The organism is Bradyrhizobium diazoefficiens (assembly GCF_016616885.1).
Lineage (GTDB): Bacteria > Pseudomonadota > Alphaproteobacteria > Rhizobiales > Xanthobacteraceae > Bradyrhizobium > Bradyrhizobium diazoefficiens_F.
This window is the reverse complement of the sequence record NZ_CP067102.1, coordinates 6,156,660-6,174,232: the sequence shown is the minus strand read 5'-3', so window position 1 is coordinate 6,174,232 and position 17,573 is coordinate 6,156,660. Positions and strand designations below refer to the sequence as shown.

The window sequence follows — 17,573 nt, the reverse complement described above, 5'->3', positions numbered from 1 at the left end:
AGCAGCAGATCGCGTCGACGGACGATCACGACGCGCTTCCTTGCGTCACGGCAGTCGGGCGGCGCCGCTGCCGCGTCCAGTTAAGGATCGGCCGCTCCAGATACCAATAGGCAAGGCATCCGACGGCGAGGCCAGCGGCGATCGCCGCAACGGCCAGGGGCGCATAGTTCAGTGCGCTGACCGGGCCAAACAGCTTCCGTCCGATCGCCCAGGCCGCAGCCATCGCGAAGAAGTGGAAGAGGTACAGCGAATAGGATGCATCGCCGAGGAAGCGGAAGGCCGGAATGACCGGCAGGCGCCCGGCTTCTTCGACCCAGATCATCGCGGCGACGATGGTCATGGCACCAAATGACATCGACATATGGAACAACGGCAGATTCGTCGCCGGGTCGGTCCGGTAGAGGATGACAAGCGACAGCGCGCCGGCGGCGAGCAGACTGAGGACATGATTACGGCCAAGTCGCTGCAGCGAGCCGAGTTGATAGAGCCGGCCGACGCCAGCGCCGACGAGGAAGCCGAGCAGGCTGAGGCTCGTATAGAAACCCTCAACATGGGACGGGTGGTCGATCACTCGCCCAATGACGATCAGACCTACAAAAAGCACAGCAAGCAGCGCGGTGCGGCTCCCCGATCTCACGAAGAACAGGCTCCCGAATACCAGATAGAAGAAGGCCTCGTAGTCCAGCGTCCAGCCGAGACCCAGGAGCGGTGCCTTCGGCACGTCGGATGGAATGAACAGGAGCGACTTGATCATGCCCTCGATCGTCGGCACCGTGGTGCGAAAGCTGCTCGGACTGGCGGTTGCGAGACCGACTATCAGGAAGGTCGCTAGCCAGTACATCGGCACGATGCGCATGATCCGGTTGCGGGCGAAGGCGACCGGCTCGAAGCGCGCCTCTCCTCCGATCACCGTGATGATGAAGCCGCTGAGCACGAAGAAGATCTCCACGCCGAGTCGACCGGTGATGAGCAGGGCCTCATTGCGGCTCTCGAGCGGCCAGTACAGCGCGTGGGAGACGAGGACCATCAGCGCCGCCAGCGCCCGCAGATATTGGATGGAAACGAGCTGCGCACGGGCGGATGCCGCCCCGCCTGTCTCGAAGCGGGAGATTAACTGTGTCATTTCAGACCACTCTCTTTCCCAACGACAATGATGCGGCGAAGTGTGCAAGCCGCGAGCCAGGGATCCGGCTACCCGGTGAAGATGAGCGGTCTAAGCCAAAAGCATTGACGCGTATTTAAACGGAATGACGGTCAGTCCGGAGGCCCGTTAACCATGGATCTGGAGTGGGCACGCGCCTCTCGCCGCGGCGGTTCGCCTCATCGCTCATTCGGCTTGGCCGGCTGACGATGAGGTGTGCTCACCCGCCCTTGACGGCACCCGCCGTCAGCCCGGCCACGATCTGCCGCTGAGCAAACACGGTGAGCAGCAGCACCGGAAGCGTGACGATCAGCGCTGCGGCGGCAAGCGGGCCCCAGCTCAGCTGGTCGAACGAGATCATGTTGTAGACCGCGACGGGCAAGGTGCGTGTCTCGCGTCCGGCCAGCACGATGCCGAACACGAAATTGTTCCAGGAGAAGATCACCGCGAGGATGAAGGCGACCGCGATGCCGGGCTTGGCGATTGGCAGCGCGACGTGGCGGAACACCTGCCAGCGTGTGGCGCCGTCGATCAGCGCGGCTTCCTCCAGCTCCATCGGCGTCGTCTCGAAATAGCCGATCATGATCCAGATCACGATCGGTACCGTCACCACCAGATGGATGATGATCTGCGGCACCAGTGTGCCGAGCAGGCCGAGCCACTGAAACAGCAGGAACAGCGGGATCAAATAGGACAGGCCGGGCGTGATGCGGGCGATCAGGATCACGATCGCGGATTTGTGCGCGGCCATACGCGCGATGCCGTAGCCGGCGGGGACGCCGACGATCAGCGCCAGCGCAGTCGCGCCGCCGGTCACGATCAGGCTGTTGATGAAATAAGTCACGAAGCGATTGGAGGCGAGCACGTCGGCGTAATTCTTCCAGGCGATATGCTCGGGGAAGAACACCGGCGGGTAGGCGGCGTTGTCGATCTCGAATTTGAGCGACAGCGACAGCATCCAGAGGAAGAACAGGATTGCCGGCGACACGATGACGAACACCGAGAGCCACAGGCCGATCTTGCCGATGATCTGACGGGGCGTCATGCGTCGCTCGCGATTTCTGTCCACAGCATACGCTGGCGGGCGTAGAGCATTATCGCCGCGAGCAGGACGATCAGCAGGAAGAATACCACCGCGATCGCCGAGCCGTAGCCGAGGTCGTAATAGGTGAAGGCGACGCTGTAGAGATAGATGTTGATCGTCTCCGACGCTGAGCCCGGTCCGCCCTGCGTGATCGCGAAGATGATGTCAAAACTCTTCACGGCGTCGATCATGCGGATCATGCCCGCAATGAACAGGAATGGCATGATCAGCGGCAGCGTGATGAAGCGGAACACCTGCCACAGGTTGGCGCCGTCGATCTGCGCGCTCTCGTAGGGCTCGGTCGGGATCGCGGCGAGGCCGCCGAGCACGATCAGCATCACCAGCGGCGTCCATTGCCAGGTCTCGACCAGCACCAGCGAGGGAATGACCGTTGCCGGATGAAACACCCAGAGCTGCGCGGGGATCCCGACCAGCGAGAGCAAATAGTTCAGCACGCCGAGCTGCGGGTGGAACATCATGGTCCAGACCAGCGCGATCGCCACGGGCGTTGCCATCATCGGCATGATGAAGATACCGCGGAGGAAGCCGCGGCCGGCAAATTTCTGGTGAAACACCACGGCTGCGAACGTGCCGAAGACGAGCGGCAGCACCACTGACAGCACGGTGTAGACCAGCGTATGTCCGATCGCCTCGATGAAGCGGGGATCGCTGGTCAAGCGCAAATAGTTGGAGAACCCGACGAAGGTGGTCGGCGAACCGACCTTCCACTCGTTCAGGCTCATCCAGATGGTGAACACCCACGGGAAGATGATGATCGCAAGCACGACGACCAGCGCCGGCACCACGAACGGCCAATAGGACGGCGGCCGCAGCTCCTTCTCCGGCGCGGCATCAGACTGTGCCGCGCCTGGAGCCGATTGTGTCAACGCACTCACGCCTTTTCGCTGCGCTCCAGGATCGGCCGGTACTGGTCGTTGGCCTTCTTCAGCTCCGTGGCGGGATCGGCGCCGGATAGTGTCGCGGTGAGCGCCGCGCCGACGATGTCGCGGAATTCGGCGACCGGGATCACGACGGGCAGGCCGAGCTTGCTGATCTTGCCGGAATCGATCACAGACTGCAGCCATTCCTTCGGCATCTTGACGCCACTCTGGACCTCCGCATCGTTCAGGATCGAGTTGCGGAACGGCACGCCGCCACCAGCCTGCAACAGCCGCGCGCCCTGCTTCTTCGAGACGATCCACTGGCAGAGCAGATAGGCGGCTTCCTTGTTTTTGCTCGCTGCGGCAATACCGACGCCGTCGCCGTAGGTGGCCGAATATTGCCCCTTCGGTCCGGCCGGCACGATGGTGTAGCCGACCTTGCCGACCACGCGCGATGCGGCCGGATCTTCCAGCGGCGGCGCCCAGCCGACGCCGTCGATCCACATCGCCGAACGTCCTTGCGTGAACGAAGCCATCGACTCCATCCAGTTGAAGCCGGCGACGCCGGGCGGGGCGACTTTCGTCAGCAGTGTCTGATAGAGTTTGGTCGCCGCGATTGCTTCAGGACCGTCCGTCAGGATGTTGCCCTTCGCATCAAGGAATTCGCCGCCGTAGTTGAGGAAGAAGTTGGTCCACAACGTCATGTTGGCGTTGCGCAGGCCGCGTCCGACGAAGCCGAAGGTGCCTTCCTTCGGATCGGTGAGCTTTTCGGCGGCGGTGACCATTTCGTCGAGCGTCTTGGGGACGGCGACGCCCTTCTTCTGGAACAGCTCCTTGTTGTAGTAGAGGATGAAATAGTCGACCGACCAGGGTAGCGACAACATCTGGCCCTTGTCATTCTTTGCATATTGCAGGCCGGCGGCCGAGAAATCGCTCTCGGCGAGGTCGGGCGCGGTCAGCGTCGGGTCCTTCATGAAGGGCGTCATGTCGGCGAGCCAGCCGGCCTTCTCGAACTGACGCTTCTGCACGTGATAGCTGAGATGCACGACGTCGAAGCTCGGCCGTCCCGAGGTCAGCTCAATGACGCATTTCTGGCGCTGCTGCTGCTCGGGAATCTGCTCGGATTCGACCTGGATGCCGGTGAGTTCGGTGAACTCCTTGACGTATTTTTGCAGGTTGTCGCCGCGCGGCCCCTTGGCGAGGATCACCTCCAGCTTGGTCCCGGCGTATTTCTTCCAGTTGACCTCGGCGCGCGCCGGCACTCCCGTCAGGCTGAGCGCGCCGGCTGCGGCAGTGCCGGTCAAAAGCGTGCGGCGCGAGATTTTGTGGTCAGCCACTTTAATTCCTCCCTGTGACTCAATTTGGGGGGATACTAGCGACCGTTCCACGCCTGCCTAGCCCTAATTTGGGCGCTACGGTCGCACTGCCGGCGTTTCCATCGGCATTCCGCGTGCCCGCGCCATCAGATAAAGCTCCAGCGCGACCAGTTCGGGCGCGCCGTAATCATAGGCCTGGGCGCGGACGCCGGTCATGCAGCTGCGCAGGCGCCGCTCCAGCGATCCCAGCGTCTGCCATTCCAGCCGGTAGAGCGGATAGCCGGTCGGCTGCGCTTGCGTGATCGGCGAGCCCGCGAGGCGCTTCTCAAAGTTGTCGTCGTGGCAATTGGTGCAGGCCAGGTTGAGTTGACCCGCGCGCTGCATGAAGAGACTGCGGCCTTGTTCGACGAAAGGTTTGAGTTGTGGATCGTCGCCTGCGGTGATTGCGACGCCGCGCGATTGGTGGGCAACGAAGGCAGACAGCGCCAGGATATCGCGGCTCTCGTAGGGCAGCGGTGCTGCCTGCTGGTGATTGGCGCGACAGATGTTGATGCGCTGGTCGAGCGTGACGGGGCGCGCCAACGTCTTGTCGAAGGCAGGATAGCGGGCCGCGACGTCCTTCATGCTGCTTCGCGCATCGCCATGGCAGTCCGCGCACGCCTTGTCCGCGCTGCCCGCCTTCTTCATCCACAGCGCCTCGCCATCGAGCACGAACAGCATGCCCGGATTGGAGGTGTCGTCATCCTGCATGGCGCGCGTGTCGGGACCCATGAAGGAATAGCCGGAGCGGCGCGCATCGGGCGGGATTTCACCGGCGAGCAGGGCAGGGGCCGTGGCGACAAGCGTCGCCAGCACTATCGCGCGCCAAAAATTCATTCGACCGTGATCGATGCCGATGCGGTTGACGAATAGCCGTTGTCGCCCATCCATTCGAACTCGAACTTGCCGCTCTCCTTGGCGACCGTGAAGAACGACAAATACGGATTGGCGGCGATGGCTGGGAACAGGTCGGCACGAAAGATCTCGGCGCCGTTGTAGCGGCAGGTGAAGCTCGTGATGATGTCGCGCGGCACCAGCGCACCGTCCATGGTGTGGCGAAAGCCGGTTTCCATGATGTGCGAGGTCAGCGCACGGATCTCGATGATGTCGCCGCGTTTGGCCTTCGCGGGAACGTTGATGAGGACGGCCATCAGTTCACCTCCTCGGTGCAGGCGGCCAGCGTCACGACAATATCCGCCGTGACCTGCCAGAAACTGTCGTCGGAGAGGCGGGCGATCGCGACCACCTTCTGGGTGTCGGCGAGCCGGATCCGCGTCGAGATCTCGGCGCGGCCGGACGAAGGGTTCAGATAGAAATTACCGATGTTCGGCTGCGGGTTCTTCTCGTTGAAGACATGGATGCTCTTGACGTAGTCGTCTGCCGTCATCGGACTTGAAACGCTCACCGTCATCGGCACTGTGTTGCCATTCTCGACCAGCGGCGGAATGTCCAGCTTGACCTTGCCCGCGCGAATCGGCGCCTCGCCAACGACGTTGCGGATCGCGGTGTTGAGCATCGCCGGCGTTGCTTCGACCGGCCGTGGTGTAACGATCGGAATGACCGTGACGCTGCCAGCCAGACTTAAAAATTGTCGTCGCGTCGTTGGCATGGCCAGTCCTAGTCCCGAAGTGTTGCAAGATAGGTCACGATGTCCTCGATCTCGGCGGCCGACAGTATCGGCCTGCCGGTGAAATTGCGCCCGACGCGGACGAGGCCGTCCGCACGATAGTAGGACGGCATGATGGTGTCCGGATTGAAGCGCGAGGCGTCAACCAGCCGAAGCCGCAACTGGCTCACTGTCCAGCGGTTCCCCGCGCCGGTGAGATCAGGCGCGAGGTCGCCCTGGAACCGCGTTTCCGGGAAGGGGCCGGAATGGCAGAGGATACAGGTCGTCGTGCGCGCCAGCACCAGCGCACGTCCGCGCGCGGCATCGCCGGGCGCGCCTGTGAGCGAATCCGCGATGCCGTCGCCGGTGATCTCATAGGGCGCTAGGCCTTCTGCGCGCGCGTTGGCGACGAACGCGAGACCGACGATCAGCGCAGCGATGTGGACTATCGATCTAGCCAAATGTGTCCGCCGTGATGGTTTGAAACCAGCGCTCTGCTTCGGCCGCCTCGCGGGCGCGCAGTTCGCGCGGCGCATCGACCGGGCTCGTCGCGCCGCCCTCGACCTCGGCAAAGATGTCGCCCTTGGGCTGGTAATTGCCGGCGAGCGAGAAGCCGTAGCCAGGCGCGACGGTGTTGTAGTAGACGCCGGTCAGCCGTGGCGCCTCCGGCGCGCGGCCAGCGAGCAGATTGACGATGGCCGCAGCGCAGGCCTTGCCTTGTGCGCTCGCGGCCGATGCCGATTTCGGAATGCCGCCGCCGAGGCAGGCATCGCCGATGACATGGATGTGTGTGACGAGCTTTGATTCGAAGGTGACAGGGTCGATCGGGCACCAGCCGGTTGCGTCAGTTGCGCCCGCGAGCTCGGCAATGTGCCCGGCGCGCTGCGGCGGGATGACGTTGGCGACATCAGGGGTATAGTTGCCGAACTCGGTGACGATGGTTTTGGTCGTGGGATCGACCGAAGTCACGCGGCCGCCTTGCGACAGGCCGATGCGTTCGATCATGTCGCCATAGAGCTCCTTCCATGCCTTCTCGAATAGCCGTTGCTGCGAGAAATTGTCCTTGGCATCGAGGATCAGCACTTTCGAGCGCGGCTTCCTCGTCTTCAGATAATGCGCAATCAGGCTGGCGCGCTCGTAAGGCGCGGGCGGACAGCGCAAGGGATTGGCGGGGATCGCAATGGCGACCGTGCCGCCGTCGTCCATCGCCTCCAGCTGCCTGCGCAACAGCAGCGTTTGCGCGCCGGCCTTCCAGGCGTGCGGCATCTTGTCTGATGCCGCCTCGTCATAGCCGGGCAGGGCTTCGAAGTGGAAGTCGATGCCGGGTGAGAGCACGAGACGATCGAAGGGCAGCGCGACGCCGTCGGCGGTCATGACCCTGCGCTGTTGCGGCTCAATGGTGGTCACGGCCTGGTTGATCAGGGTGACGCCTTCGTCGGCGAGCTTGTCATGTCCAAACTGCTGCGCCTCGATGTCGCGCAGGCCAGCGATCACCTCGTTGCTGAATGGGCAGGAGGTGAAGACCGCGTTGGGTTCGATCAGGATGACTTGCAAGTTCCCTTGCGCGCGCTTGAGCGCGCGGGCGCAGGCCGCTCCGCCGAAGCCGCCACCGACCACGACGACGCGGCCCGTCGATTGCGCGCGCAAAACCGATGGCCGCGCCAATGTCGCGGTCGCGGCGGTGATGCCGAGCACGGCAGTTCGCCGTGTCATCGGTCGCGTGGTCATCAGGATCATCCAGGCAAAATGCCGCGGCGGCCGTCATGGCCGCCGCGGCGTTTCTTTAAGCGAAGGTGATGTTCTGGTCGCGCAGCGGCACCGAGCGGATGCGCTTGCCCGTCGCTGCAAAGTAGGCGTTGAGCACCGCCGGCGCCGCAACGCCGATGGTCGGCTCGCCGACGCCGCCCCAGAACCCGCCGCTCGGCACCATCACCGATTCCACCTTCGGCATCTCGTTGATGCGCATCGAGTTGTAGGTGTCGAAGTTGGTTTGCTCGATGCGGCCGTCCTTGACGGTGCAGCCGCCGTAGAACAGCGCGGAGAGGCCATAGACGAACGAGCCCGCGATCTGCCGCTCCACCTGCGCCGGATTGACGACGTAGCCGGGATCGGTAGAGGCGACAATGCGATGCACCTTGATCTTGCTGCCGTCGGTGACCGAGATTTCGGCGGCTCCGGCGACATAGCTGCCATAGCCCATCACCTGCGCAATGCCGCGATAGACGCCTTGTGGCGCCGACGTGGTCCAGCCGATCTTCTCGGCCACCGCATTGAGCACCGCCAGATGCTTGGGATTCTTGCCCATCAGCTTGCGGCGGAATTCGAGCGGGTCCTGGCCTGCGGCATGGGCGAGCTCGTCCATGAAGCATTCCATGTAGATCGCGTTGTGATTGACGTTCACGCCGCGCCAGAAGCCGGGCGGAACGTGCGGGTTGCGCATCGCATGCTCGATCAACAGGTTCGGCACCGAATAGCCGAACGCAGCCTCGCCGGATTGGGCGACGCCCTGGAATGCCGCCGGATCCATACCATTCTGCAGCGCTTCGGGACGGAGCGAGAACAGGATCGATTGGCCGGACAGGCGGTAGTGCAGCCCGACCAGATTGTTGTCGGCATCGAACGCACCGGTCATCTTGCATTGGGTGACCGGGTGATACCTTCCGTGCGTCATATCCTCTTCGCGCGACCACAACAGCTTGATCGGCGTGCCCGGCATCTGCTTGGCGATCAAGACGGCCTGACGGACATAGTCCGTCATGCCGCGCCGGCCGAAGCCGCCGCCGAGCATCACCTTGTGCACGTCGCACTTCTCCGCCGGCAAGCCCGAGGCCTCCAACACCGCGGCGAAGGCTGCCTCGCCATTCTGCGTGCCGCACCAGACTTCGCATTTGTCCGCCGTGTAGAGCGCGGTGGCGTTCATCGGCTCCATCGTGGCGTGGTTCTGGTAGGGATAGTTGTAGACCGCCTCGACCTTTTTTGCGGCGCCGGCAATTGCCGCCTTCACGTCACCGTTCTTGTTGCCGACATAGGCCGGCTGTGCGTCGTCGAGGCCCTCGGCCAGCCACCTCGCAATCGTCTCGCTCGAGACCTTTGCGTTGTCGCCTTCGTCCCAGACGATCGGCAACGCTTCCAGCGCGGTCTTGGCGTGCCACCAGGTGTCGGCAACGACTGCGATCGCGGAATCGCCGACCTTGACGACCTTCTTGACGCCTTTCATGCCGGCGACCTTGGCTTCGTCAAAGCTCTTCACCTTGCCGCCGAACACGGGGCAATCCTTGATCGCGGCGTTCAGCATGCCCGGCAGCTTGATGTCGATGCCGTAGACCATCGTGCCGGTGGTCTTGTCGGCGGTGTCGAGCCGCAGCAGGCCCTTGCCCGCGATGGTCCAGTCCTTGGGATCCTTGAGCTTGACGTCGGACGGCGGCGTCAGTTTTGCCGCGGCTTCGGCGACCTTGCCGTAGGTCGTCGTCTTGCCCGATGCCTTATGGGTGATGACGCCCTTGGCGACGGTGCACTCGGCCGCCGGCACCTTCCACTCGTCGGCGGCGGCCTGGATCAGCATCACGCGCGCGGTGGCGCCGCCCTTGCGAACATAGTCCTGCGAGCTGCGGATGCCGCGGCTGCCGCCGGTCGAGAAATCGCCCCAGACGCGCTTGCGGGCGACACTCTGGCCGGGGGTCGGATATTCGGTGGTGACCTTCGACCAGTCGCATTCGAGCTCCTCGGCGACGAGTTGGGCGAGCCCGGTGAGCGAGCCCTGGCCCATCTCGGAGCGGGCAATGCGGATCACCACGGTGTCGTCAGGCCTGACCACGACCCAGGCGGTGACCTCGGGCGAGCCGTCGGCCGCGCGGACCATGGCGGGGCCCCCGAAGGGGATATCGAGGCCGATAGCAAGGCCAGTGCCGAGAGCGGCGGTGCCGATGACGAAGGCGCGGCGGTTCATCTTGGGAGAAACATGCTTGTTCATGTGCCGGCTCCTCAGGCGCTTGCGATCGTGTGGATCGCTTCGCGCACCTGCTGGAAGGTGCCGCAGCGGCAGATATTGGTGATGGCCTCGTCGATGTCGGTGTCGGTCGGCTTCGGCTTCTCGCTCAGGAGTGCCGCCACGGCCATGATCATGCCGCTCTGGCAATAGCCGCATTGCGGAACGTCCTTGGCGATCCAGGCCTGCTGCACCTTGTGCAGTGTGCTGCCCGAGGCGAGGCCCTCGATCGTGGTGATCTTTTTGCCCTCGGCCTCGGCGACCGAGATCCCGCAGGAGCGGATGGCAACACCGTCCATGTGGACGGTGCAGGCGCCGCATTGTGCGATGCCGCAGCCATATTTGGTGCCGGTCAGGCCGGCATTTTCGCGGATCGCCCAGAGCAAGGGCGTATCCGGCTCGACGTCGAGCGTGAAGATTTTTCCGTTGATTGTTAGGTTTGCCATCGCAAGTCCCCTGATTGGCCCATCCACCGATGGACTCAGGGGCGCAATGTGTCGGGCAAATTGGAACCTTTCAAATCAAGAGTCTGAGGGGTGGTCACGAAGATTTCGGTGGTCGCGGGAAGATTATGGATCGGACGGTGTTGCCTCCCTGCGCCAGCGGACGCGGTTTGGAGCGACGTCTGGGTCTGAGGGACGGGCGACAGATTGTCCGTTTTGCTGGGGTGCAAGACGTCGGCGCTCTGGTACACTCATGCGACGCAAAAAGAGGTTCCATGACCGTATCGCGCCCTTGCAATGTGCTCATGCTCTATCCGCTGTTCACTGCGGAATCCTTCTGGAGTTTTGGCGAGTCCTGCAAGCTGATGGGCGTCCGGCGGCCAGCTGCCCCCCTCGGCCTGATCACCGTTGCGGCGATGTTGCCGGAGAGCTGGACGGTCAAGCTCATCGACTGCAACACGCAAGCCTTCGGGGACGACGATCTTGCCTGGGCCGACGTGGTCTTCACCGGCGGCATGCTGCCGCAGCAGGCCGATACGCTCCGTCTGATCGACAAGTGCCACGCAGCGGGTAAGCCGGTCGTGGTCGGCGGGCCCGATCCCACGTCGAGCCCGCACGTCTATGCAAGTGCGGACTTTCAGGTGCTCGGCGAGGCCGAGGGCGTCATCGACGAGTTCATCGCGGCCTGGGATAGCGGCGCGCGTACCGGCGTGTTCACCGCGCCGAAATTCCAGGCCGACGTCACCAAGACGCCGGTGCCGCGCTTCGACCTGCTCAAGTTCGAAGACTATCTCTATCTCGGCGTGCAGTATTCGCGCGGTTGCCCGTTCACCTGCGAGTTCTGCGACATCATCGAGCTCTACGGCCGCGTGCCGCGGACCAAGACGACCGAGCAGATGTTCGTCGAGCTCGAACGGCTCTACCAGATGGGTTATCGCGGTCATCTCGACTTTGTCGACGACAATTTCATTGGCAACAAGAAGTCGCTGCGTCAGTTCCTGCCCCAGCTCGCCGAATGGCAGCGCGCGCACGGCTATCCCTTCGAGCTGTCGACCGAAGCCTCGGTCAATCTGGCCGACGATCCCGAACTGCTGGAGCTGATGGGCGAGGCGAACTTCTTCGGTATCTTCGTGGGTATCGAAAGTCCGGATCCCGCGACGCTGGTCGCGATGCGGAAGAAGCAGAACACGCGGCGCAACATCGCCGAGAGCATCCACAAGATCTACGGCGCCGGCATGCTCGTCACCGCCGGCTTCATTGTCGGCTTCGACAGCGAGAAGGTCTCGATGGCCGAGGCCATGATCGATTTCATCGAGGAGGCCGCGATTCCCGTCGCCATGGTCGGCCTGCTCTATGCGTTGCCGAACACGCAGCTCACGCGCCGCCTGGCGCAGGAGGGCCGGTTGCACGCGAACCACGATCTGGCATCGACGACCGGCGGCGACCAGTGCACCGGCGGCATCAATTTCGATCCGGTGCGGCCGCTGCGCGACATCCTGTTGGACTACAAGACGGTGCTGGAGCGGGTCTACAGCCCCGCCGCCTATGCGGGCCGTGTCGATAAGTTGATGACGCTGCTCGACCGATCAAGGCAGCGCCACGAGCTCGCCGAGGGCGATATCCGTTCGCGGGTCGGGGCGATGGAAACCGTGCACCGTGTGGTCACCGCGATCCCCGAGGCGCGCGGGCCGCTGTGGCAGACCTTTATGAACTGCGCCAAGCGCGACACCTCATCGGCGCGCATCGCGGTGCAGATGATCGCGGCCTATGCGCATCTCGGGCCGTTCTCGCGCAAGGTCATCGATGCCATCGACGCGCGCCTCGCCGCGCTGGATGAGCAAATGCCGGTTCCAGTCGTCGCTGACGGCGCGACCGTGGCGCGAAATCTGGCCTGACATCCCGCCCAAATTCAGGGCCGCGATTGTGAGCCGCTCGCTTGACAGCGCGACAACCTGGGGGCGATCGTCGCCAGGATAACACCGGGGCGCCATCGATCGCGGCGGCTCCCGCAAATTTCCGAGCCTATCGGCCATATTGCGACAAGAATAGCTTTAGCGGGGTGCGGCATGTCCAGGAAGGTGATCGGCTGGTCGGTTGCGGCGATCGTCGCGATCTTTCTGCTCTTCAATTATCTGCCCTCGTTCGTCGCCGATTCCCTCTACAAGAATGTCGATGACATCACCGACGGAGAGATGCCCGCCACCGTCACCTCTTTCGAATCGGGACCGGAGGTCGTCAGCACGATCGGCGGCAGCGGCGAGGGATTGAACTGCAGCCTTCCCGCGGTGACCAACATCTTCTTCGACGGAAGCAAGGACGACAACGGCAGGCGCCACCTCGTCCTGCAGCGCTTCCGGCAGGCCTGCGTCTTCCACGACCTCTGCTATCGCCATGGCCTCGCCACCTACGGCTATAACCAGAACGATTGCGATCGCATCCTGCAAAATGCGGCGTTCCGGCTCTGCGTCTATATCCGCAACGGCAGCGGGACCGGCAGCGCGACGCGTTGCCAGACCGATTCGAAGATGGTCCTCGCAGGCGTCAGCATGGGCGGGTACAACGCCTTTCGCGGCTGGGATCGATCGACCTATTTTGAATTCGAATCCGATCCGTTCCGCTCGGACGGTTTTCAGGCCAGCCGCGTGGTGGACCATCCGTTCAAGTCGGTCGATCCCGCCAAATACCGCAACGAGCCGGATCAGGTCATCCTGTCGTTCGAGAACGTGCGATCCGACATCGCCGTCACCTGCATGACTTGCGGAAAGCTGCCTGTGTTCGCGTACACGCAGGATCCGAACGAGGTTGACGCCGAGCTGCGTTCCGTGGGCGTGACGAAGCTGCCGGAGGCTCTGCTCGAGCGCGCGCCGATGCTGTCGGAAACCGTCCCGATCTGGCTGCCGCCGCGCCGCCATCATGCGGCACCGCATTTGCTGGTCGATAGCAAGGGCAAGGACCATCTGATCTGGATGAGCCGGAACAATCCGCAGGATACGGTGTCCTGCATCGTTGGTGCCGACGCCGCGCGGCTTCTGACCAATACGTTGCCGCGGCGGGATCTCTGCTCGAAAGATGCCGGATCGTTGCTGAGCATGGTGGAGGTCGACATGTTCGCGACGTCTCCGCTGCCGATGGAAATTCCAGGCGCGCCTGAGACCATCTACGCGACGGCCATCAGTCCGCAGAAGACGGTCGACAACGATCTCAGCTTCTGCTCGCGTTCGGCATTGAAGCCGGTCGAACAATCCGGCAACGACGATCGGTCCAGATGCATCAGGTTCGCCGGAGAAGCCGTCAGTAAGGGCGCAGCGCTCGGCGCATTCCAGAATTTTCCGGTCATTCGCCCCGGGCAGCAGATTGTCTTCGCGCGGGACGTCGACCAGCGGACGGACTCGCCGCTGACGGCGATCTGGCAGCGCGTCTTCGGCGATACCTATTCACCGGGTGGCGCGCTGCTCGTGATCGACGTCGCGCCGCCGGCCACGCCAAAGGGAGCGGCCGTGGCCAAGCTGAAGAAGATCGTCCGGTTCAATATCGACGATCGCTTCGACCCGATGATGCCGATCACACGCAAGGTCGACGATCTGCGCTTCCTGAGCCTGGAGGCATCGAAGGAGACCGTGCGCCTCCGCATGATCGATTTCGCCAAGGACCATCCGGCTCTCGGCAATGTGCGATTGACGATGGGCGGCGGCGACGTGGAACTGGATCGCTCCTGGGCCGCAAGACCCTTGATGGTGCTGGAAACCAGGGACGCGCAACCGAGGACCAGGCTGGTGTTTTCGCGCGGCGAGATCGCGATCGATCCCGGCAAGCCCGTCTCGCCGGATGCGACGACGGAAGCGCTGACATTGCAAACCCTGGTGTTCGAGCGCGACGCCGCGGCGCCTTCGGATGCGCCGTTCGTGAAATCGGCCGGCGCGGCTTGCAGGATCATCTATGAGTTCGCGGCGGGTCACACCGACTGGCCATGCTATCGCGCCTTCGATCCCGATCGTTCGATGCGGGCCTCGCCGGCGGCGCGGATGCAGGCGTCGCAGATGCTGGTCGGGCATTTCTCGCAAGGCGCTGGACACGGCATCGCGTTTCCCGATGCATGCCTGAAATCGGAGCCGATCATCCTCGCGCCGAAAGGTGATACGTTCACGCCCGTAAAAGACACCGCGGGTTGGGACGGTCCGCCAAAGCTCCGACGGACGATCACATGCGACCCGCTCGATGCGGTGGCCACCGTAAGCCGACCGATCGCGCAGAAGGCGCAATAGAGCCGGCCTACTTCACCGCCAGCCGCAAGAAGCTCATTACGCTGCCGAGCGCGGCAAAGCCCGCACCTAACGCCAGCGCGACGGTCGCGCCGTTGTGACCAGCGAACGCAAAGCACGCCGCGGCAAGCGCCGCGCCGGTCGTCTGTCCGGTCAGGCGCGCGGTGGCGACGATGCCCGAGGCGCTGCCGCCGCGGTGCGGCGGTGCGCTTCCCATGATAGCCTTCATGTTCGGCGCCTGGAAGAAGCCGAACCCCATGCCGCAGATCATGATCCGCCACACGATATCGGGAATGCTCGGGCTCGCCGGAAGCAGCGCGAGCAGCGCCATACCGAGGCCGAGCAGGACGAGGCCGATGCCGCCCAACAGGCCGACCGGATGGCGATCGGAGAGCCGGCCGGCGATCGGCGCCATGATGCCGACCACCAGCGGCCATGGCGTCATGAAGAACCCGGTCTCGACCTGCGAGCGCCCGAGCACGTCCTCGAAATAGAACGGCAGCGAGACGAAGGCGAGGCCCTGCACCGCGAAAGAGCAGACCGCGGTCGCCGCCGACAGCGCGAACATCGGCCGGCTGAACAGGTCGATCGGCAGCATCGGCGCGGGATGGTCGGCATGGCGGCGTGTCAGGATGAAGCCGAGCGCGAGCGCCGTGACCAGCTCGACGCCCACGATAACAGGCGACAGATTATGCGCGGCGCTGCCGATGCCCGTGATGAACAGGCCGAGGCAGAGGGCGGCGAGAAGCGCACCGAGGAAATCAAAGCCGTGATCGGCGCGCGGCGTCTTCGGCAGCATTGCAAAGCCGATGCCGGTGGCGACGAGGCCGAACGGGATGTTGACGGCGAACAGCCACGGCCACGGACCGACCGCGAGGATCGCAGACGCGATCGAGGGCCCGAAAGTGAAGGCGGTGGCGACCACCAGCGCGTTGTGGCCGAAGCCGCGGCCCTGCATCCGGCCGGGATAGACGAAGCGCACCAGCGCGGTGTTGACGCTCATGATGCCGCTGGCGCCGAGGCCTTGCAGCGTGCGCGCGACCAGCAAACTGTCGAGCGACCAGGCGACCGCGCAGAACAGCGAGGCGATGGTGAACAGCACGAGGCCGCCGAGATAGATGCGCTGGTGCCCGACGATCTCGCCGAGTGCGCCGAGCGGCAGCAGCGTCGCCACCAGCGCGATCTGGTAGACATTGACCACCCAGACCGACTGCTCCGGGCTGACATGCAGATCCGCCGCAATGGCGGGCAGCGCGATGTTGGCGATCGCGGTGTCGAGCGAGGCCATCGCCAGCGCCGTGAAGATCGCGGCGATCGCCCAGCGGCGCTGCTCGGCCGGCAGGCCATCGGCAACGGGATGATCGGGCTCGCGCGCAGCGGCAGGTAACGTGATTGTCATTGCCTTGCGCGTTCTCCGACAGCGGGCTCAAATGGTCTCTGCGGCATGTACTACGCCGAAGGTCGCTTCCACAGGCATATGCTTGCATGCATTGTATGCGCGAAGCTCAGGCGCTGAGCCTTCGCGCCGGCCGTATCATCGCGACTGCCGCTCTCACAGGGGATCACCATGCAAATCGTCGTTCTGCCGGGGGACGGCATCGGACCGGAGATCACGGCCGCGACAACGGGCGTGCTGCGCGCGGCCTCCGAGCGCTTCCAGCTCGATCTGCGGCTGGAGGAGCATGCGGTTGGCCACGCGAGCCTGAAGCAGTTCGGCACCACCGTGCGCCCCGAGCTCATCGAAACCATCCGCGCCGCCGACGGCCTGATCCTGGGGCCGACCGCGACCTTCGACTTCAGGGACGAGGCGCATGGCGAGATCAATCCGTCGCGCCACTTCCGCAAGAACCTCGACCTCTACGCCAACATCAGGCCCGCGCGAACTTACGCCGGCCGGCCCGGCCGGCTCGGCGAGTTCGACCTCGTCGTGGTGCGCGAGAACACCGAAGGGTTTTACGCCGACCGCAACATGGAGCAGGGCAATGGCGAGCTACTGGTCACATCAGACGTCGTGATCTCGCTGCGGCGGATCACGCGGCTCTGTTGCGAGCGCATCGCGCACGCCGCCTGTCGTCTGGCGATGAAGCGGCGCAAGCATCTCACCATCGTGCACAAGGCCAATGTGCTGAAGCTCGGCGACGGCATGTTTCTCGACATCTGCCGCAAGGCGGCGAAGTCCTATCCCGGCCTCGCGGTCGACGACATCCTGGTCGACGCCATGATGGCGCATGTGGTGCGCAACCCCGACCGGTTCGACGTCATCGTCGCCACCAACATGTTCGGCGATATCCTGTCCGATCTCACCGCAGAGCTCTCGGGCAGCCTCGGCCTCGGCGGCTCCCTCAATGTCGGCGACCGCTACGCCATGGCGCAGGCCGCGCATGGCTCGGCGCCCGACATTGCAGGCCAGGACGTCGCCAACCCGGTCTCGCTGATCCTCTCGACCGCGCTGCTGCTCGGCTGGCATGGCGAGACAAGCGGCGCGGTCCGCTATGAGGAAGCGGCGCGTGCAATCGAAGCGGCGGTGGCGAAGGCGATCGGCGAGGGCAGGGCGACGCGCGATGTCGGCGGCAAGCTCGGCACGATCGCGGCGGGCGCCGCGATCGCCGAAATCCTGCGGGCGGAGTGAGCTGCGTCCGCTTTTTCTTTCACGCTCGAAGCAAAACGCTCGAAACAACCCCATGCACAGTAGAAGGCCCCTTGATGAACAAGGGATTTTTCAGTCGGCTCCGGTCCGCCCCTCGGCGCGTCGGATACGTTGACACGTCGGGCAAAACACCGGCACGATGCTATGCTGGTGGTAGTTGAGGACGAGAGTA

15 protein-coding genes are annotated in these 17,573 nt (G+C 64.0%); 3 read left to right on the top strand and 12 right to left on the bottom strand.

The window, feature by feature from the left end:
- Nucleotides 1-25 precede the first annotated feature (25 nt).
- From JJC00_RS28710 to JJC00_RS28660, 11 genes are all read right to left on the bottom strand, one after another.
- Complete coding sequence (locus JJC00_RS28710; protein WP_200469204.1) at nucleotides 26-1,171, bottom strand: acyltransferase family protein; 1,146 nt, start codon at nucleotides 1,169-1,171, stop codon at nucleotides 26-28.
- A gap of 190 nt (nucleotides 1,172-1,361) precedes the next feature.
- The gene (locus JJC00_RS28705) at nucleotides 1,362-2,186 is read right to left on the bottom strand and encodes a carbohydrate ABC transporter permease (RefSeq protein ID WP_200469203.1); all 825 of its coding nucleotides are present in this window, start codon (nucleotides 2,184-2,186) and stop codon (nucleotides 1,362-1,364) included.
- Nucleotides 2,183-3,121 (bottom strand): carbohydrate ABC transporter permease, encoded by a 939-nt coding sequence (locus tag JJC00_RS28700; RefSeq protein WP_200469202.1) that lies wholly within the window; start codon nucleotides 3,119-3,121, stop codon nucleotides 2,183-2,185. The genes JJC00_RS28705 and JJC00_RS28700 overlap by 4 nt, the downstream gene beginning before the upstream one ends.
- Nucleotides 3,118-4,443, bottom strand: coding sequence for an ABC transporter substrate-binding protein (locus JJC00_RS28695; protein WP_200469201.1), 1,326 nt, complete (start codon nucleotides 4,441-4,443; stop codon nucleotides 3,118-3,120). The genes JJC00_RS28700 and JJC00_RS28695 overlap by 4 nt, the downstream gene beginning before the upstream one ends.
- A 75-nt stretch (nucleotides 4,444-4,518) precedes the next feature.
- Nucleotides 4,519-5,298: a sulfur oxidation c-type cytochrome SoxA gene (soxA, locus tag JJC00_RS28690; protein ID WP_200469200.1), complete on the bottom strand. Its 780-nt coding sequence runs from the start codon at nucleotides 5,296-5,298 to the stop codon at nucleotides 4,519-4,521.
- The gene (soxZ, locus tag JJC00_RS28685) at nucleotides 5,295-5,612 is read right to left on the bottom strand and encodes a thiosulfate oxidation carrier complex protein SoxZ (RefSeq protein WP_200469199.1); all 318 of its coding nucleotides are present in this window, start codon (nucleotides 5,610-5,612) and stop codon (nucleotides 5,295-5,297) included. The genes soxA and soxZ overlap by 4 nt, the downstream gene beginning before the upstream one ends.
- A complete protein-coding gene (locus JJC00_RS28680) occupies nucleotides 5,612-6,070 on the bottom strand; it encodes a SoxY-related AACIE arm protein (RefSeq protein WP_200469198.1) in 459 nt (152 codons plus the stop codon). Before JJC00_RS28680 ends, soxZ begins: the two co-directional genes overlap by 1 nt.
- Before the next feature lie 8 nt (nucleotides 6,071-6,078).
- Complete coding sequence (soxX, locus tag JJC00_RS28675; RefSeq protein WP_200469197.1) at nucleotides 6,079-6,528, bottom strand: sulfur oxidation c-type cytochrome SoxX; 450 nt, start codon at nucleotides 6,526-6,528, stop codon at nucleotides 6,079-6,081.
- Nucleotides 6,521-7,804, bottom strand: coding sequence for an NAD(P)/FAD-dependent oxidoreductase (locus tag JJC00_RS28670; RefSeq protein WP_200469196.1), 1,284 nt, complete (start codon nucleotides 7,802-7,804; stop codon nucleotides 6,521-6,523). The genes soxX and JJC00_RS28670 overlap by 8 nt, the downstream gene beginning before the upstream one ends.
- A 46-nt stretch (nucleotides 7,805-7,850) precedes the next feature.
- On the bottom strand, nucleotides 7,851-10,037 hold the full coding sequence (locus JJC00_RS28665) for a xanthine dehydrogenase family protein molybdopterin-binding subunit (protein ID WP_200469195.1): 2,187 nt from the start codon (nucleotides 10,035-10,037) through the stop codon (nucleotides 7,851-7,853).
- Between the two features lie 11 nt (nucleotides 10,038-10,048).
- Nucleotides 10,049-10,498: a (2Fe-2S)-binding protein gene (locus JJC00_RS28660; RefSeq protein WP_200469194.1), complete on the bottom strand. Its 450-nt coding sequence runs from the start codon at nucleotides 10,496-10,498 to the stop codon at nucleotides 10,049-10,051.
- A 272-nt stretch (nucleotides 10,499-10,770) separates the two neighbouring features.
- Between JJC00_RS28660 and JJC00_RS28655 the strand changes: the two genes are divergently transcribed.
- Both JJC00_RS28655 and JJC00_RS28650 read left to right on the top strand, forming a co-directional pair.
- The gene (locus JJC00_RS28655; protein ID WP_200469193.1) at nucleotides 10,771-12,390 is read left to right on the top strand and encodes a B12-binding domain-containing radical SAM protein; all 1,620 of its coding nucleotides are present in this window, start codon (nucleotides 10,771-10,773) and stop codon (nucleotides 12,388-12,390) included.
- Between the two features lie 171 nt (nucleotides 12,391-12,561).
- Entirely contained in the window at nucleotides 12,562-14,757 is a 2,196-nt protein-coding gene (locus JJC00_RS28650; RefSeq protein WP_200469192.1) for a hypothetical protein, read from the top strand.
- Between the two features lie 7 nt (nucleotides 14,758-14,764).
- On the opposite strand, the gene JJC00_RS28645 is transcribed toward JJC00_RS28650, so the two are convergent.
- Nucleotides 14,765-16,153, bottom strand: a complete 1,389-nt coding sequence (locus JJC00_RS28645) for an MFS transporter (protein ID WP_200469191.1) — start codon at nucleotides 16,151-16,153, stop codon at nucleotides 14,765-14,767.
- Between the two features lie 168 nt (nucleotides 16,154-16,321).
- Between JJC00_RS28645 and JJC00_RS28640 the strand changes: the two genes are divergently transcribed.
- Entirely contained in the window at nucleotides 16,322-17,383 is a 1,062-nt protein-coding gene (locus JJC00_RS28640; RefSeq protein WP_200469190.1) for an isocitrate/isopropylmalate dehydrogenase family protein, read from the top strand.
- Nucleotides 17,384-17,573: the final 190 nt, after the last annotated feature.

Excerpts from the sequence above, each read along its gene's own strand:
- JJC00_RS28650 (WP_200469192.1), top strand. The coding sequence starts at position 12,562 with ATGTCCAGGAAGGTGATCGGCTGGTCGGTTGCGGCGATCGTCGCGATC.
- JJC00_RS28640 (WP_200469190.1), top strand. The coding sequence starts at position 16,322 with ATGCAAATCGTCGTTCTGCCGGGGGACGGCATCGGACCGGAGATCACG.
- JJC00_RS28680 (WP_200469198.1), bottom strand. The coding sequence starts at position 6,070 with ATGCCAACGACGCGACGACAATTTTTAAGTCTGGCTGGCAGCGTCACG.
- soxA (WP_200469200.1), bottom strand. The coding sequence starts at position 5,298 with ATGAATTTTTGGCGCGCGATAGTGCTGGCGACGCTTGTCGCCACGGCC.
- JJC00_RS28670 (WP_200469196.1), bottom strand. The coding sequence starts at position 7,804 with ATGATCCTGATGACCACGCGACCGATGACACGGCGAACTGCCGTGCTC.
- soxZ (WP_200469199.1), bottom strand. The coding sequence starts at position 5,612 with ATGGCCGTCCTCATCAACGTTCCCGCGAAGGCCAAACGCGGCGACATC.
- JJC00_RS28660 (WP_200469194.1), bottom strand. The coding sequence starts at position 10,498 with ATGGCAAACCTAACAATCAACGGAAAAATCTTCACGCTCGACGTCGAG.
- JJC00_RS28655 (WP_200469193.1), top strand. The coding sequence starts at position 10,771 with ATGACCGTATCGCGCCCTTGCAATGTGCTCATGCTCTATCCGCTGTTC.
- JJC00_RS28705 (WP_200469203.1), bottom strand. The coding sequence starts at position 2,186 with ATGACGCCCCGTCAGATCATCGGCAAGATCGGCCTGTGGCTCTCGGTG.
- JJC00_RS28665 (WP_200469195.1), bottom strand. The coding sequence starts at position 10,037 with ATGAACAAGCATGTTTCTCCCAAGATGAACCGCCGCGCCTTCGTCATC.
- JJC00_RS28645 (WP_200469191.1), bottom strand. The coding sequence starts at position 16,153 with ATGACAATCACGTTACCTGCCGCTGCGCGCGAGCCCGATCATCCCGTT.